The 16,248-nt window shown below is 70.5% G+C and carries 11 protein-coding genes, 1 pseudogene and 1 riboswitch; of the genes and pseudogenes, 1 reads left to right on the top strand and 11 read right to left on the bottom strand.

The genetic code is table 11. The annotated features are described in order from the left end of the window. Window positions 1-7: 7 nt before the first annotated feature. From GIS00_RS03055 to GIS00_RS03015, 9 genes are all read right to left on the bottom strand, one after another. Window positions 8-1,114 (bottom strand): ABC transporter permease, encoded by a 1,107-nt coding sequence (locus GIS00_RS03055; protein ID WP_154766899.1) that lies wholly within the window; start codon window positions 1,112-1,114, stop codon window positions 8-10. Then, window positions 1,114-2,652, bottom strand: coding sequence for an ABC transporter permease (locus tag GIS00_RS03050; RefSeq protein ID WP_322097406.1), 1,539 nt, complete (start codon window positions 2,650-2,652; stop codon window positions 1,114-1,116). The genes GIS00_RS03055 and GIS00_RS03050 overlap by 1 nt, the downstream gene beginning before the upstream one ends. A 160-nt stretch (window positions 2,653-2,812) precedes the next feature. After that, window positions 2,813-4,816 (bottom strand): ABC transporter family substrate-binding protein, encoded by a 2,004-nt coding sequence (locus GIS00_RS03045; RefSeq protein ID WP_154766898.1) that lies wholly within the window; start codon window positions 4,814-4,816, stop codon window positions 2,813-2,815. Between the two features lie 342 nt (window positions 4,817-5,158). Next, complete coding sequence (locus GIS00_RS03040) at window positions 5,159-6,937, bottom strand: ABC transporter family substrate-binding protein (protein WP_154766897.1); 1,779 nt, start codon at window positions 6,935-6,937, stop codon at window positions 5,159-5,161. Window positions 6,938-6,962: 25 nt separating this feature from the next. After that, complete coding sequence (gene typA / locus GIS00_RS03035) at window positions 6,963-8,813, bottom strand: translational GTPase TypA (protein ID WP_230313082.1); 1,851 nt, start codon at window positions 8,811-8,813, stop codon at window positions 6,963-6,965. 161 nt (window positions 8,814-8,974) lie between these two features. Then, on the bottom strand, window positions 8,975-9,856 hold the full coding sequence (locus GIS00_RS03030; RefSeq protein ID WP_154766895.1) for a (deoxy)nucleoside triphosphate pyrophosphohydrolase: 882 nt from the start codon (window positions 9,854-9,856) through the stop codon (window positions 8,975-8,977). Between the two features lie 113 nt (window positions 9,857-9,969). Next, on the bottom strand, window positions 9,970-10,965 hold the full coding sequence (locus GIS00_RS03025) for an ABC transporter ATP-binding protein (protein WP_154766894.1): 996 nt from the start codon (window positions 10,963-10,965) through the stop codon (window positions 9,970-9,972). 33 nt (window positions 10,966-10,998) lie between these two features. Then, on the bottom strand, window positions 10,999-12,738 hold the full coding sequence (locus GIS00_RS03020) for an ABC transporter permease (RefSeq protein ID WP_322097405.1): 1,740 nt from the start codon (window positions 12,736-12,738) through the stop codon (window positions 10,999-11,001). Between the two features lie 10 nt (window positions 12,739-12,748). Then, entirely contained in the window at window positions 12,749-13,912 is a 1,164-nt protein-coding gene (locus tag GIS00_RS03015; RefSeq protein ID WP_154766893.1) for a thiamine ABC transporter substrate-binding protein, read from the bottom strand. Between the two features lie 26 nt (window positions 13,913-13,938). Next, window positions 13,939-14,047, bottom strand: a riboswitch (TPP riboswitch). A 167-nt stretch (window positions 14,048-14,214) separates the two neighbouring features. Here GIS00_RS03015 and GIS00_RS27195 point away from each other — a divergent pair. After that, entirely contained in the window at window positions 14,215-14,433 is a 219-nt protein-coding gene (locus tag GIS00_RS27195) for a hypothetical protein (protein ID WP_230312735.1), read from the top strand. Here GIS00_RS27195 and GIS00_RS29240 read toward each other — a convergent pair. Together GIS00_RS29240 and GIS00_RS03005 are read right to left on the bottom strand one after the other, a co-directional pair. Then, a pseudogene (locus GIS00_RS29240) lies at window positions 14,373-15,113 on the bottom strand (glycosyltransferase 87 family protein); the annotation flags it as partial. The gene GIS00_RS27195 and the pseudogene GIS00_RS29240 sit on opposite strands and share 61 nt — an antisense overlap. Window positions 15,114-15,302: 189 nt before the next feature. Further along, complete coding sequence (locus GIS00_RS03005) at window positions 15,303-16,205, bottom strand: LLM class F420-dependent oxidoreductase (RefSeq protein WP_154766892.1); 903 nt, start codon at window positions 16,203-16,205, stop codon at window positions 15,303-15,305. Window positions 16,206-16,248 lie beyond the last annotated feature (43 nt).

Genomic DNA, 16,248 nt, shown 5'->3' with positions numbered 1-16,248 from the left:
CGGCGCCTCACAGCGGGTCCTTCAGGTCGCCGGGGCCCATCGCGGTGGACATCCGGGTCTCCTCGGCGCGGTCCTTCGCCCGGGTGGCGCGCAGCTCGCGCGCCTTGGGGATCCGCTTCTGCCGCGGGTCGAAGGCGTCGCGCAGGCCGTCACCGATGAAGTTGAGGCACAGCACGATCAGGATGATGAAGACGCCCGGCCACAGGAACAGGTAGGGCTCGCCGGTGAGGATGCGGCCCTGGTAGTGCGAGAGCAGCGACCCGAGCGAGACGTCCGGGAACTGGATGCCGAAGTTGAGGAACGACAGCGCTGCCTCGACCAGGATGCCGTTGGACACCGTCAGGGTCACGTTGACGACGATGACGCCGACGCAGTTCGGCAGGATGTGCTTGAAGATGATCCGCGGCGCCGACGCTCCGGCCACCCGTGCGGCATCGACGAACTCGCGCTCCCGCAGGGTCAGGAACTCGGCGCGGACGAGCCGGGCCAGCGAGGTCCAGGACAGCAGGCCGAGGGCCAGTGCCACCGACCAGACACCGGTGAAGCCGAGGGTCCGGCCCAGCACCGCGGTGACCAGGATGATCGGCAGGGTGATCATCAGGTCGGTGAACCGCATGACGACCGAGTCGACCCAGCCGCGGTAGTAGCCGGCCAGCGCGCCGAGCACCACACCGATGACGGTGGAGATGATGCCCATCGCCACCACGATGACCAGAGTCTGCTGGATGCCGCGCATGACCTGGGCGAAGTTGTCGTAGCCGCGCTCGCCGTCCGCGCCGAACGGGAAGCCGCCCATCGAGAAGAAGTCGTGGCCGCCGATCCACAGCACCGACAGCGTGGCCCGGGCACCTTCCGGCGGGGCGTAGGTGTCGAAGTAGGTGTACTTCCACCAGCCCGGGATCGGGCCCCAGCCGATGCTGGTCGCGGCCAGGAGCAGGATCAGGATCAGGATGCCGACGGAGATCATCCCGCCGCGGTGCCGGAGGAAGCGCTGCCGGACGATCTGCCCCTGGGACAGGCCGGCGACCTCCTTCTGCTCCAGGGTCGTCTCGTCGCCCGGGTCCACCGGCAGCGGATCGGTCTCGTGCGGGTCCTGAGGGGTGTTGATCGTCATCAGCTCAGCCTGATTCGTGGGTCGAGGGCCGCGTAGGCGATGTCGGCGAGGAGGTTGGCCAGGACCGCGATCAGCGCGCTGACCACGAAGAAGGCCATGACCGGGTTCGGGTCCGACTGGGTCAGGCCGGTCTGGAACAACGAACCCATCGATTTCCAGCCGAACACCGTCTCGGTGAGCACGGCGCCGCCGATCAGACCGGAGATGTCGAAGGCGACGACGGTGGCCATCGGGATGAGGGCGTTGCGGAACGCGTGCCGCATGACGACGGTGCGCTCGGTGAGGCCCTTGGACCGGGCGGTCCTGATGTAGTCCTGGTTCATCACCTCCAACATGCTGGAGCGGGCGAACCGCGAGTGCCCGGCCAGCGAGATCAACATCAGGGTGATCGTCGGCAGGATGAGGTGGGTGAGCATGTCGGTGGTCTGGATCCAGAAGTCACCGCGCAGGTTGGGTGTGGCCGGCAGCGTGGTGCGGATCGGCCGGCCGTTGATCGCCGGGTTCTCCGAGTAGCTCTTCCACGCCTGCAGCAGCCGGTCGATGAAGATGACCAGGCCGGTGAAGAACGCGGTGAGCCCACCGTTGCGGGCGGACAGCCCCTTGTCGTCGCCGCCGTAGAGGTAGCCGATGCCCATGCCCACGGCGATGGCGACGACCAGCAGCAGCAGCAGCTTGAGGAAGTCGAAACCCTCGTAGAAGAAGTACTGCAGCGGGTACCAGAGGGCGATGCCGACGGCGACCGTGGTCATCGACGTGTAGAGCGACTTCTTGTTCGCCAGGCCGGAGGTCAGCGTCGTCATGCCCAGGCCGAGCAGCACCGAGATGATCGCGACACCGACGATGCCCAGGCTCGGGTCGAGCAGCCACTGGGTCACCGTGACCACGTACATGATCACGAAGAACAGGATGCCGACCGCGCCGCCGATGGCGAGCCGGCGTCTGAGCTCGCCGGGGATCAACGAGAAGGCGACCAGGCCCATGAAGGCGCCGATCGCGATGATCCAGCCCCAGCTGTACTGCGCGCCGTCCTGCAGGAAGGTGTTGAACCGCAGCGCCATCAGGTCCTTCAGGATCACGCCGATGAAGAACACCGGGAGCGAGAAGAACAGGAACGACAGGAAGGTGACGGTGTAGTCCAGGCCGGAGTACTGCCGCAGCGCCGAGATGATGCCGATCGCGATACCGAGCACGACGGCGAGCACGGTGGCGGCGGTGACCAGGCGCAGCGAGGACAGCAGCGCGGAGCCGAGGGCGTTCGTCACCGGGACCAGCCCGGTGGTGGTGCCGAAGTCGCACTGGCCGATGAAGCAGCCGGCGACACCCTTGAGCCAGATGAAGTACCGGGCGACCGGGTTGACGTCCAGGTTCAGCGCCGCGGTGATGCCGTTGATCGCGGTCTGGCGGCGGGTGGGGTCGGAGATGCCGCGAGCGGCCTCGAGCGGGTCTCCGGAGTTGATGACCAGGAACCAGGCGATGACCGTGGCACCCAGGGTGAGGAAGAAGGCGGCGATGACCCGCCGGACGATGAAGGTCAACACGGGTGGACCGACCTCTCGCGCGGGCCCGGGGACGGCGCGTGGTTCACGCGGACATCACCGGGCCACAGTTTTCCGGGAATTGTGTCGCAACCGGCTGCGGCCGGGAAGTGGGGGAACCACCTCCCGGCCGCAGCACCAGGTCACGGTAGGAACACCGACGTCAGCCGGCGATCTTCCACTCCCAGAAGTTGTAGAACACGGCCGGCACGACCGGGATCGACCCGACGCCCGTCACCTTGGTGGAATCGAAACCGACGATGTCCGGGTGCTGGAAGATCGTGGTGCCGAAGCCGTCCGCCACCAGCTGGGCCTCCGTGTCGGAGATCAGCTTGACCTGCGCATCGGTCTCGGTGGTGGTGTTGAGGTCCGTCATCCAGGTGTTGACGTCCTCGTTGTTGTAGTGGCCGAAGTTGTTCTGGCCGGCCCACGCACCGTCGATGTTGCCCAGGTAGTTCGGCGGCATCTGCGAGACACCGGTGGTGGTGTTCTGCCAGCCGAACAGCGAGGCGTCGTAGATCTTGGTGTTGGACAGCTGCGAGCTCCAGTCGGCGTTCTTGCCGTCGACCACGTTGAACCCGACCTCCTTGGCCGCGTTCGCGATCAGCTGGTACTCGTTGGCCCGCCGCGGGTTGTTGTCGGCGTACATGAAGCGCACGTCGATCGGCGTGGTGGTGGAGACACCGGCATCGGCCAGGATCTTCTTGGCCTCGTCGATGTTGCCGTTGAAGGCGTCCGCCATGCCGTTGGCCGCGGTGACCTCGTCGTAGCCCGGGGCACCGGCCACGAACTGGTAGGAGTCACGGACCGTGGCCTCCGGGTTCAGCGGCTTGATCAGGCGATCGATGATCTCCTGACGCGGGATGGCCTTCAGGAAGGCCAGACGCACGGCCTTCGCCTTGTCCTCGTCGCCGCCGTAGGTCTTGGGGTCGAACGGACCGCCGTTGTCGAACACGAGGTCGACGTGCTCGTAGGTGCCGCCGTTGCCGTTGACCGTGGTGATGCCGTTGGGCTCCTGGGCCTGCAGGCCCTTCAGCACGTCGGCGGTGGCCTGCGGCTCGATGATCTGCAGCTCACCGTTGGCCAGCGACTGCACGGCCGCGGTCGGGTCCGGTGCGTACTGGATGGTGATCTGCTCGATCGCCGGCTTCGGGCCCCAGGTGTAGTCCGGGTTGACCTTGAAGGTCATGAACTGGTTCTCGGCCCAGTCGGTCAGCATGTACGGACCGTTGGACAGGTACAGCGCCGGGTCGCTGGGCAGCGAGGTGGCGTCGAAACCGGTGTTCCAGAAGTTGGCGATCTTGATCAGCGACGCCTTGTCCTTGTCCTGCGCGGCCTTGACCAGCGCGGCGTTGGCCTCGGTGGCGTCGGTGATCTCGAGCGCCTTCTGGGCCACGACGTGCGCCGGGACCAGCTGGCCGACGAGGGTCAGCTTGTAGTCCACGAACGGCTCGGAGTAGACGAAGGTGATCGACTTGTTGTCGTCGCTCATCTCCGGGAAGTCCTTGATCAGGGCCAGACCCGGGCTGGAGGCGTCGAAGGAGACGTTGTCGGTCGACGGGATCAGGTTGCCGTCCTCGTCGTACTCGGCCTCGGCGGTGTTGAAGTTGCCGCTCTGCGCGATCCAGGCGAGCAGGATGTCGTTGGCGTCGACCGGCACGCCGTCCGACCACTTGGCATCCGCGTTGACCGTGTACTTCACCGTCAGCGGGTCCTCGGACACCGTCTCGCAGGTGATGAACGAGTCGTTGTTGACCAGGGTCAGGTCCTTGTCGTAGTACGACGCCTGGGCCTGGAGGAGGTACATCGCGTTCGAGTTGTAGACCGAGTTGCCGTGTCCGGTCAGACCGTTGAACGAGGTGGAGATCTCGTTGTAGCCCACGGTCACGGCGCCGGTGGCGGCACCCGGGTCGTCGTAGGCGCCGTGCGGGGTGCCGGCGCAGTCACCGGCGGTGCCGGCACCGCCGGTCGCGCTGGTCGACGCGGAAGCGGACCCGGTCGGCTCGCTGGTGGCGCTGCCGCCGCCGGTCGCACTGCTCTCCGCGGCACTGGGAGTCGTGGCAGCGGTGGTCGTGGTGTCGCTCTGTCCTGGTGTCGAGCAGGCGGCCATGATGACCGCTGCGCTCGAGACGAGAGCAGTGAGAACCACTGCTCGTGACTTCCTCATGTGGACAAGTCCTCCTCGGAGCACACCTCGGTACGACACTTCCGGCCCCCATCGACCGGCAGCGTTCCCGTACCGAGCAGTAACCCCTGTCTGTGTCTGACCGCCAGACTGTACGAACCATCCCACTATCCGGGCCAGCCGACAAGATTGATCGTGACCATTTGGTGACCGCCGGTGCGCCATTGGGAGAAACCAAACGGTCAAGTCGGTCACCGGCAGATGAACCGGAGGAATTCCGGTGAGATCACCGTCACTCCGGAAGACTTTGCGCGAATGGGTGAGTGGTGGCCCGGTCACGGAGCGTGCGGGCATCCGCGGATGCCTGCCCACCGGCTGGTGGGTTCAGCCGGTGGGCCACTCCGGCAGCCCGGCCAACGGGCCGGTCCAGGCCCAGCCCGGGCCGGCGTCGGCCAGGATCCCGGCCAGCAGGTCACCGGTGGCCACCACCTGGTCCGGCGCCGACAGCGGCAGCACCGGCAGTTGCGACCACAGCGCGTCGTCCAGCTGCCCACCGGACACGCCGCTGTCGGTGCTCCCGGTTGCCACCGCATCGGCGAGCAGGGCGTCGATCGCCGGGTCGCAGAACCCACCGGGGTTGCCGACCGGCACCGGGGTGTCCGGGTCGGCATCGTCGGCCGGGCACCCGAAGGCGGAGGCAGCAGCCAGCGAGTCGGAGACCGAGCGTGGCCGGTCCACCAGGGCCAGCTGCACGGTGCCCGCGGACAGCAGCGTGCCGAGCAGGTCGTTGCCGGTGTCCCGGCGCAGGGTCACCTCGATCCCCACCCGGCCCAGCGACTGCTGGATCGCCTGCGCCGCCGACTGCAGCCGGGCGTCGCCGGTGCCGTCGGTCGGGAAGCCCAGGGTCATCCGGAGGACCTGCCCGTCCTTGACCCGGTACACCCCCGGCCCCTGCGTCCAGCCCGCCTCGTCCAGCAGATCCCTTGCGGCATCGGCGTTCCCGGTGACCACCGGGGGCAGCAGCCTGGTCCGGTCCGGCAGCGTCACCAGGGAGTCGGGCACCCGGCCCGCGTTCCCGCTGCCCAGCAGCGCGGACAGCGCCGGCAGGTCCAGCGCGGCCGCGACGGCCCGGCGCACGCCGACGTCGGCGGTCACCGGCGGGACGGCGGCCGAGTCGTCACCGGTGCCCGGGTCGGTCCCGTCGGACGGGGACGAGGTGTCCACCGGATTGCCGAAGGACATCAGCAACTGGACCGTCTCGGCCGCAGGCACGGTGACCCGGTGGTCCGCGGGCACGGCGGCGGCCAGCTCGGCGGTGGCGGCGGCGTCCGGACGGAGCACCGCGGCCTGCAGATCACCCCGGGCCAGAGCGGCGATGAGGGCACTGCTGGTGCCGATGCGCAGCACGACGGTGGCCGGACCGGGCTGCGGGCCCCAGTACTTGTCGTTGCGGACCAGGGTGATCTCGCCGGTGGTGCCGTCGTAGGAGTCGACCTTGTAGCGACCGCCCGACACCGGCAGGCCGGTGGCCAGGGTGTCCGACCACCCGCCCGGCGAGTCCTTCAGCAGGTGCGAGGGCAACAGCGGGGAGAACAGGGTGAGCCAGTCGGCGACCGGACCGGAGAACTCGACCTCGACCGTTTTCCCGGCGTCCAGCGACCGGATGTCGGTGATCAGCCGGTACCCCGCCGGCTCGACGGTGCCGGGCTGGCTGAGCAGCTGGTCCCGGAGGTAGGAGAAGTCCTCGGCGGTGATCGGGGTGCCGTCCGACCACGCCGCGTCCCGCACCAGTGAGTAGGTGACGGTGAACGGGTCCTCGCTGGTCACCTCGGCGGAGCTGACCAGCTCGGTGTTCAGCCCGACCGCGCCGTCGGCGGAGATGGTGGAGACGGACGGCAGCACCAGGCCGGCCACCGCGACGGTGGCCGCCGAGTGGTCGGCGATCACGTGCGGGTTGAAACCGGTGGGTGTGCCCTCCATGCCGATCACCAGGGTGCCCGGCGCCTCGTCCGCCGACGTACTGACCGACGGTGCGGCGCTGGGCGACTGCGGCGGGGGCAGTCCCGGTGGGGTGCAGGCGGTGCCGGCGGTCGTGGCCAGGACCAGCGCGAGCAGACCGAGGGCGGTCCGCGTCGGTCGCCTCCGGGCCGTCCGGCCGGTCACCCCCACGAGTGCCCCGGCTGCTCCGTCAGCCGTTCTTCCCGCGGGTGCGGGCCCGGGCCCGCTCCCCCGCGTTCAGGATGACCTTGCGGATCCGCGCCGAGACCGGCGTGATCTCCACGCACTCGTCGTCCGCGCAGAACTCCAGCGCCTGCTCCAGGGAGAGCGCACGCGGCGGCACCAGGTGCACCAGCTCGTCACCGGTGGCCGAGCGCATGTTGGTGAGCTTCTTCTCCTTGGTGATGTTGACGTCCATGTCGTCGGCGCGGGAGTTCTCGCCGATGATCATGCCCTCGTACACCTCGGTGGTCGGCGGCACGAACATGGTGCCGCGCTCCTGCAGCGAGAACATCGCGAACGGGGTGGCCTTGCCGGCGCGGTCGGCGACCAGCGAGCCGCTGGCCCGGGCGCGCAGCTCGCCGGCCCACGGGCCGTAGCCGTCGAAGATGGCGCTGGCGATGCCTGTGCCGCGGGTGTCGGTGAGGAAATCGGTGCGGAAGCCGATCAGCCCGCGCGACGGGACGTGGAACTCGAGCCGCACCCAGCCGGTGCCGTGGTTGCTCATGTTCTCCATGCGGCCCTTGCGCACGGCGAGCAGCTGGGTCACCGCGCCGAGGTACTCCTCCGGCACGTCGATGGTGAGCCGCTCGAACGGCTCCTCCTTCTTGCCGTCGACGACCTTGGTGACCACCTGCGGCTTGCCGATGGTGAGCTCGAAGCCTTCCCGGCGCATGGTCTCCACCAGGATCGCCAGCGCGAGCTCGCCGCGGCCCTGCACCTCCCAGGTGTCCGGCCGCTCGGTGTTCAGCACGCGGAGCGAGACGTTGCCGATCAGCTCGGCGTCCAGCCGGTTCTTGACCTGGCGGGCCGTCAGCTTGGTGCCGCCGTCCTTGCCGGCCAGTGGCGAGGTGTTGATGCCGACGGTCATCGAGATGGCCGGCTCGTCGACCGTGATCAGCGGCAGCTGGTGCGGGTTCTCCGGGTCGGCCAGGGTCTCGCCGATGGTGATGTCGGCGATGCCGGCGACGGCGATCAGGTCACCGGCGCGGGCCTCCTCGACCGGCACCCGCTCCAGCGCCTCGGTCATCAGCAGCTCGGTGATCTTGGTGCGGGTGGTGCTGCCGTCCTGGCTGATCCACGCGACCTGCTGGCCCTTGCGGATCGTGCCCTCGACCACCCGGCACATGCCGATACGGCCGAGGAACGGGGAGGCGTCGATGTTGGTGACCTGCGCCTGCAGCGGCGCACCCTCGTGGTAGGTCGGTGCCGGGATGGCCTGCAGCAGGGTCTCGAACAGCGGGTCCAGGTTCTCGTGGTCCGGCATCTCGCCGTTGCCCGGCTTGGTCAGCGAGGCGCGGCCGGCGCGGGAGGAGCAGTAGACGATCGGGAAGTCGATCTGCTCGTCGTCGGCGTCGAGATCCAGGAACAGGGCGTAGGTCTCGTCGACGACCTCGTCGATGCGGGCATCGCTGCGGTCGGTCTTGTTGATCACCAGGACCACCGGCAGCCGGGCCATCAGCGCCTTGCGCAGGACGAACCGGGTCTGCGGCAGGGGTCCCTCGGAGGCGTCCACCAGCAGGACGACGCCGTCGACCATGGACAGCGCGCGCTCCACCTCGCCGCCGAAGTCCGCGTGACCGGGGGTGTCGACGATGTTGATCGTCATGTCGCCCCGCTTCACCGCGGTGTTCTTGGCGAGGATGGTGATGCCCTTCTCGCGCTCCAGGTCGTTGGAGTCCATCACCCGGTCGGCAACGTTGGAGCCGACCCGGAAGGCGCCGGACTGCCAGAGCATGGCGTCGACGAGGGTGGTCTTGCCGTGGTCGACGTGCGCGACGATGGCGACGTTGCGGAGGTCCTCGCGGACCAGGAGCGGCAGGTCCGCGATTACGCTCGACGACGCGGTGGGGCTGGACGACTCGGTGGTGCTGGACACAGCGGGGCACTCCATCAGGCGGGGATCAGGGGCAGGTTCTCGGCAGGCGCACCCGGTGGGTCCGAGGAATTCCGCCGGAGCCGATGCAGTGCAGCCTTCCCAGGCTACCTGGTCGGCTGCTCCACCCCGGCATCGTGCGTGTCGGTACGGGCTGCTCCGGCCCGGACGGTCAACAGGGCCCGCACGGCCTCGACGAACGGTGCGTCGCCGGGCAGCCAGTCGACCTCGTCGAGTTGGTCCGCCCGCAGCCAGCGGACCTCGTCGTGCGCCGGGTCCGCCTCCATCGGCCGCGGCTCCCCGCCGGTCCAGTCCGCGGTCCACGGGTGCAGCACCAGACCCGGTCCCACCTGGGCCGACGGTTCGATCCGCTCGCCCACGCGCACCGTGATGCCCAGTTCCTCTGCCAGCTCGCGGCGCAGCGCCACCGGTTCGGTCTCCCCCGGTTCCACCCGGCCGCCCGGCATCTCCCACAGCCCGGCCAGCGCTTCCGGCCGGGCCCGGCGGGCCGCCAGCACCGTGCCGTCCCGGAACACCGCACCGGCGACCACCACCTGCGGATCGCGAGCAGTGACGGTCGCCACGCCCAGCACCGCCTGGCCGAACCGGATCAAACGGCGGCGGGCGTAGGGGGTGTACCGGTCCGGACCGGTGATCCGCAGGTCCAGCGTGGTCAGCACGCCCGCGCCGGTCTCCGCCGTGCGGATCCGCAGGTCGGCCCTGGTCAGCCGGCCGAGGGTGACCGCCAGCACCGGCAGCCCCTGCTCATCGGTGCCGGTGACGGTGAGCCGGGCGGTGTCGGTGGCCAACCGCAGGTCGGAGCGGAAGTGCAGGTCGGTACCGGTGGTCAGGGTCGGGCCGGCGTCGGTGCTGCATCGCAGGCCGAGCGAGCGCAGCGCGCGCACCCATACCTGGGATCCGGCCAGCACCCGACGCACCGAGGCCGCGGGGGCGGGGACCACGACGGCACAGCGCAACGGACGGGGCATCCGATCAGCGTGCCACGAGCGGTCGCGGCGCGAGGATCGCAGCCCCCGAACCTGGAATGCCCGGCAGAACGACTCCAGGGGCGAGGACCGGAGCGCCCAACGGGCCGCGAGCATCAGGCACCCAACGGGGCGCAATGGGTGGGGTCGAAACGGAGGTGCACCTTGGTGCCGGGGGCGGGCGGGCCGGGCGGGCCGAGGGCGTCGAGCTCCCCCAGGCTGGGGAGCTCCACCCGCACCCGGGACCGGTCCGGACCCGGCAGCGAGCGCAGCACGGTCGCCGCCAACCCGGCCCCGTCGACCACCTCGAAGGCGGCGGGACGCAGCGCCCAGTCACCAGGTGCCAGCGGGACCCCGGTCGCCGCGGTCAGCTCCCCGGCGTCCCGGACCGCGCCGAACCCGACGAAGCCGGCCACCCAGGCATCGGCCGGGTGCGACCACACCTGCGCCGGTGCACCCAGCTGCCGGATCCGGCCGGCATCCATGAGCCCGACCCGGTCGGCCAGCGCGAAGGCCTCGCCCTGGTCGTGGGTGACGTACAGCGCCGTGGTGCCGGTGCTGCGCAGCACCTCCCGCAGGTCGCCGATCAGCCGCTCCCGCAGCTCCCGGTCCAGCGCGGCCAGCGGCTCGTCCAGCAGCAGCAGCCGCGGCCGCGGCGCCAGCGCGCGGGCCAGCGCCACACGTTGCGCCTGACCGCCGGACAACGTCCCGACAGCGCGGCCGGCGAAGCCCGGCAGCCCCACCAGGTCCAGCAGTTCGTCCACCCGCTCCCGGATCGCGATGCGCCGCACCCCGTTCCGCTCCAGGCCGTAGCCGATGTTGCCGCCGACGTCGCGGTGCGGGAAGAGCACACCGTCCTGGAACATCAGCCCGAACCCACGCCGGTGCGCCGGCACCCGGGCGAGATCGGTGTCGTCCCAGCGGATCCGACCGCCGGCCGGTGGTTCCAGCCCGGCGACCGCGCGCAGCAGGGTCGACTTCCCGCAGCCGGACGGGCCGAGCAGTGCGACCACCTCGCCGTCGGCCACCGTCAGGTCCACCCCGTCCACCGCGGCCGGGGCAGTGCCGTCCGATCCGTACCGGACCACGAGATCCTCGATGTGAAGGGTCATCTCACGTCACCACCAACGCGGGTCACCGTCATCTCAGAAGCCGCCGATCCCGCCGGCCCGGCGGGTGTCGCCGAGCAGGTCGATCGCCGCCACCACCAGCACGCAGAGCAGGGCCAGCACGGTGGCGGCGGCCAGCGCCATCCCGGCGTTGACCTCACCGGGGCGGGAGATCAGCCGGCCGATCACCACCGGCAGCGTGGGTGTCCGCGGCCGCGCCAGGAAGCTGGTGGCACCGAACTCCCCCAGCGCCACGGCGAAGGCGAAGGCCGCCGCGCCGGCCGCGCCGCGGGCGGCCAGCGGGAGATCGACGGTGCGCCAAACGGTCAGCGGCGGGGCACCGAGCACCCCGGCGGCCTGCCGCAGCCGGTCGTCGGTGGACCGGACCAGCGGCACCAGCATCCGCACCACCAGCGGGGTGACCACCAGTGCCTGGGCCAGCGGCACCAGCAACCAGGAGGACCGCAGGTCCAGCGGCGGGGCGTCGAGGGCGACGAGGAAGCCGAAACCGACGGTCACCGCGCTCACTCCCAGCGGCAGCATGACCACCGCGTCCAGCAGCCCGGTGGCCCGCCGCCCGGCCCGGCTGCGCGGCCGCCGGCCGAGCACCACCGCGAGCATCGCGCCGAGGGCGATCGCCACGGCGGCGGCCACTGCGGCCGACTGCAGCGAGTTGACCAGGGCGTCGGTGACCGGCACGAGCAGCACGTTGTCCTCGCCGACACCGGCCAGGGCGCGGTAATTCTGGAGTCCCCACCCGCCGCCCGGGGTGCGCAGGGAGCGCAGCATCATCACCACCACCGGGCCCAGCACCACCAGCCCGACCAGGACACCGACGATGACCGCCGGCAGGTCCCGGCGGCCCACCTGCGGGGTTCGCACCGACCGCCGGCGCAGCGTCCGCTCGGTCCGCCGGCGCAGCCTCGCCGCCACGACCAGCACCGCGCACACCAGCACCAGCTGCAGCACCGAGAGCACGGAGGCGGTCGGCAGGTCCAGCATCTCCTCGGTCTGGCGCCAGATCTCGGTCTCGATGGTGGAGTACCGGCCGCCGCCCAGCACCTGCATGATGCCGAAGCTGGTGGCACAGAAGAGGAACACCATCACCGCGGCCGCGGCGATCGCCGGTCCCAGCGCGGGCAGCGTGACGGTGCGCAGCACCCGCAAGGGCCCGGCGCCGAGACTCCGTGCCGCATCGGCAGTCCGGTCGTCGATCCCGGCCCAGGCCAGCCCGACCGTCCGCACCACCACGGCCACGTTCAGGCAGACGTGCGCGGCCAGCACGGCCCACACGCTGCCGTCCAGGCCCCAGGACCCGAGCGGGCCGTTCTCCGCCAGCAGCGTCCGGAAGGCCAGCCCCACCACCACAGTCGGCAGCACGAACGGCACGGTGATCACCGCGCGGGCCACCGCCCGGCCGCGGAACCTCCTGCGGTACAGCAGATGTGCCAGCGGCAGCCCGAGCAGCAGGCACAGCCCGGCGGAGGCCGCGGCCTGCCAGACCGTGAACAGCACGATCCGGCGGATCCGGGACCTGGCCAGCACATCACCGAGTGCGCCGACCCCGTCCGGGCCGGCGAACCCCTGCCCGACGATGACCGCCACCGGGTAGAAGAACAGCACCAGCAGCACCAGCACCGGGACGGCCGCCAGAGCGAGCAGCCCGGCGGTCCGGAGTCGGCCCAGCGCAAGCGGTTCCGGGTTCGGGCCGGGCGTGGCGCCGGACCGGGCGGCAGCCGCCCGGTCCGTGCCGGCCCGTTCCCGGAGGTCCGTCACGGCGGTCCGATCAGCCCTCGACCAGGTCGGACCAGGTCTGCACCCAGTCCTCCCGGTTCGTCGCGATCTCCGCCGGGTCGACGGTCGCCGGATCGGTGGCCGGCGGGGCGTACTCGGTCCAGGAGGCCGGCAGGTCGACCGCGGTGTCCACCGGGTAGACGTACATCTGCTCCGGCAGCGAGGTCTGGAACTCCTGCGACAGCAGGAAGTCGATCACCTTCCGCGCGCCGGCCGGGTTCTTCGCCCCGGTCAGCACTCCGGCGTACTCCACCTGCCGGAAACAGGTGTCGAGCAGGGCGCCGGTCGGCGCGGGGGTCCCGGCGGCGGCGTCGGCCGGCACCTCGTACGGCGGGGACGACGCGTAGGACACCACCAACGGGCGCGCACCCTTGCCGGACGAGCCGGAGAAGTCGACCCCGTAGGCGTCCTCCCAGCCGGAGGTGACCTTGACCCCGTTCGCCTTGAGCGAGGTCCAGTAGTCCTGCCAGCCGTCCGCACCGAAGTGCGCGACGGTGCCGAGCAGGAACGCCAGGCCCGGGGAGCTGGTGGCCGGCGACTCGACCACCAGCAGGTCCTTGTACGCCGGATCGGCCAGCTGCTCGTAGGTCGTCGGTTCGGCGAGACCCTTGTCGGTGAACCAGGTGTGGTCGACATTCACGCACACGTCGCCGTAGTCCACCGCGGTCAGCCGGTGGTCCGGGTCGCCGGCGCCCAGACCGTGCTCGTCCGAGCCGTTGCCGGCCTCCGGCGAGGTGTACGGGTCGAGCACACCGGCCTCCAGCGCGCGCGAGGCGAAGGTGTTGTCGATGCCGAAAACGGCATCGCCCAAGGGGTTGTCCTTGGTGAGCACCAGCTTGTTGGTGACCGCACCGGCATCGCCCTGGGCGAGCAGGGTGACGGTCAGGCCGGAGCTCTTCTCGAAGTCGGCGAGCACCTGCTCGTCGACGTTGAAGCTGTCGTGGGTGATCAGCACGACCTCGCCGGTGGCGACCTCGGTGCCCGGCGTCCCGCTGCTGCCCGACCCGGCCGCGCTGCTGCTGACCGCGGTGTCTGTGCTGGTGCCGGTGCTTCCTGCCGGTTCCGAACCGGAGCCGCAGCCGGTGGCCAGCAGCAGGATGCCGGCCAGTGCGGCCGCCAGGACCGGCCTTCTACCGGCGAACAGAGCTGTTCTCATGTGGTGCCCTTCCTCGGGCACGGGTGGATCGAAGAGAGCGACGTTCCTTCGCCGGCATGACCCGGATCAGGTTCGACGGTCAGGGACTTCGTGTCCCTCTCTCAGCCCGGCGCACCGGACTCCCGTGTCGGTCGCCCACTCTACGACACCGCCAGGCGATCGCCGCCAGGGTGAGCAGGCCGAGCACCGGATAGACGGTGCCGAGCAGCGACAGCACCAGCGGGCGCGACGGCCCGTAGTCGGACTGCTGCACCGCGATGAGGACCGGCACCAGGTAGCTGAAGGTCGCCACGATCCAGGCGATGCCGAGGGCGACGACCGGCCGCGAGCGCCGGCGCTCGCCGGTCAGGCACCAGAGGATCGCCGGCAGGATCCACACCCAGTGGTGCGACCAGGAGATCGGCGAGACCAGCAGGCCGGCGAACTGGATGCTCAGGAACGCCGCCGCCCGGTCCCCCGCCCGCAGGGCGTACGCGCAGGCGGCGCCGGCGAGCACCAAGCTGACCAGCGCGGCCAGGTAGTACGAGGTGGTGACGTCCTCCTGCCCGGCGAGCCGGGCCAGCGCGCCACGCCAGGACTGGTTGATCGCCGACCACACCGGCCCGGTGCGACCGGGATCGAAGATGAGAGCGGTGAAGTAGCGCCAGGTCTCACCGGGGATGACGAGCAGCATCAGCCCGGCGGTGGCCAGGAAGACCGCCGCCGACACCCACACCGCGGTCCACTGCCGGCGCAGCAAGTAGTAGAGCCCGGCGATGGCCGGGACGAGTTTGATCCCGGCGGTGAGGCCGACGCTGACGCCGGCCCACACCTGCTTCGTCGCCACCGCACCGGCCAGCAGCACCAGCACGAGGAAGAGGTTGATCTGGCCGTAGTTCAGGGTCGTGCGCACCGGTTCCAGCCAGATGCCCAGCGCGGTGCCGGTCACCACGCCCGCCCGCAGCCGTTGCCGCGTCGCACCGGACGGGGCGATCCCGAGCAGCCGCAGCGACAGCCACACGATCCCGGCCAGCGCGGCGATCGACGCGACCTGCCAGATCACCCGGGCCAACCACCACGGCAACCAGGCGATCGGGGTGAACAGCAGGGCGGAGAACGGCGGGTAGGTGAACGGCAGGTCGAACGGCGGGACCAAGAAGTCGTAGAGGGTGCCGTCGGTGAGGTGCCGTGCGCCCTGGACGTACACCTCCAGGTCGATCATCCGGAACGGGTCGGCGCCGATCAGCGTGACGACGACGTGGCCGACGAGGCTGACCAGGAGCAGCGTCCAGGGCACCCAGCGGGTGTCCAGGACCCGTCGACCGAAGGCGTTCAGCACCGCCCGATCCTATGAGCCGGATCGGGCGGTGCTGTCGCGGTGGAGCTGACGGGCCGAAACGACCGGGACGGGTCAGCGACCGGCGGGGACGATCGGGGCGATCTGCGCGGCCACCTCGGCCACCAGGTCGAAGGTGCCGGGCACCGCGACGGCCGGCATGTTCACCAGCGCATGGTCGATGCCGATCTCGGCGAGCCGGCCGAACCGGTCGACCGCCTGCTGCACGGTCTGGGTGCCGTCGGCACCGTCCTTCGACAGCGCCAGGGTGCCCAGCGTGGTCTTCTCGATCGCGGCGTAGTCGCGGCCGACGTCGGCGGCGTGGCTCTGCAGCACCTCGAGCTTGTGCGTGATGCCGGGCAGGTCCATCTCGAAGATGTTGCAGGCATCGGCGTACTGCCCGACCAGTCGCAGGGTCTTCTTCTCGCCGGTGCCGCCGACCAGGATCGGCGGGTGCGGCCGGCTGACCGACTGCGGGTGGTTGAGCGGCCGCTGCAGCTGGTAATGCGTGCCCTGGAAAGGACTGTCGTCGTCCTTCCACATCTGGTGCGCCAACTGGAGGGTCTCGGTGAGCCGCTCGAAACGCTCCTTCAGCGGCGGGTACGGGACGCCCAGACCGAGGTGTTCCTCCTCGTTCCAGGCGGCGCCGATGCCGAAGTAGGCGCGGCCGCCGGACAGCACGTCCAGCGTGGTGGCGGTCTTGATCAGCACGCCGGGGTGCCGGTAGGTCACCCCGGTGACCATGGTGCCGAGCTTGATCCTCTCCGTCGCGGCGGCGGCGAAGGCGAGTGCCGACCACCCCTCCAGCATGTCGTCCTCGGCGGGACCGACCATGCTGATCTGGAAGAAGTGGTCCATCACCCAGAGGCTGGCGACGCCGGCCTGCTCCGCCTCGACGGCGATGCGCTTGAAGGTGGGACCGGTCGCGGCCGGGGCGTCCGGCCAGGTGAACGAGGGAACCTGCAGTCCGAGAAGCATGGTGTCGAGCCTAGGCTCGGAACCCGGCCTCCGGCAGGGTCGT

This window comes from Nakamurella alba, assembly GCF_009707545.1.
In the GTDB taxonomy this organism is placed as follows: Bacteria; Actinomycetota; Actinomycetes; order Mycobacteriales; family Nakamurellaceae; genus Nakamurella; species Nakamurella alba.
This window is presented reverse-complemented; position numbering and strand designations above follow the sequence as displayed.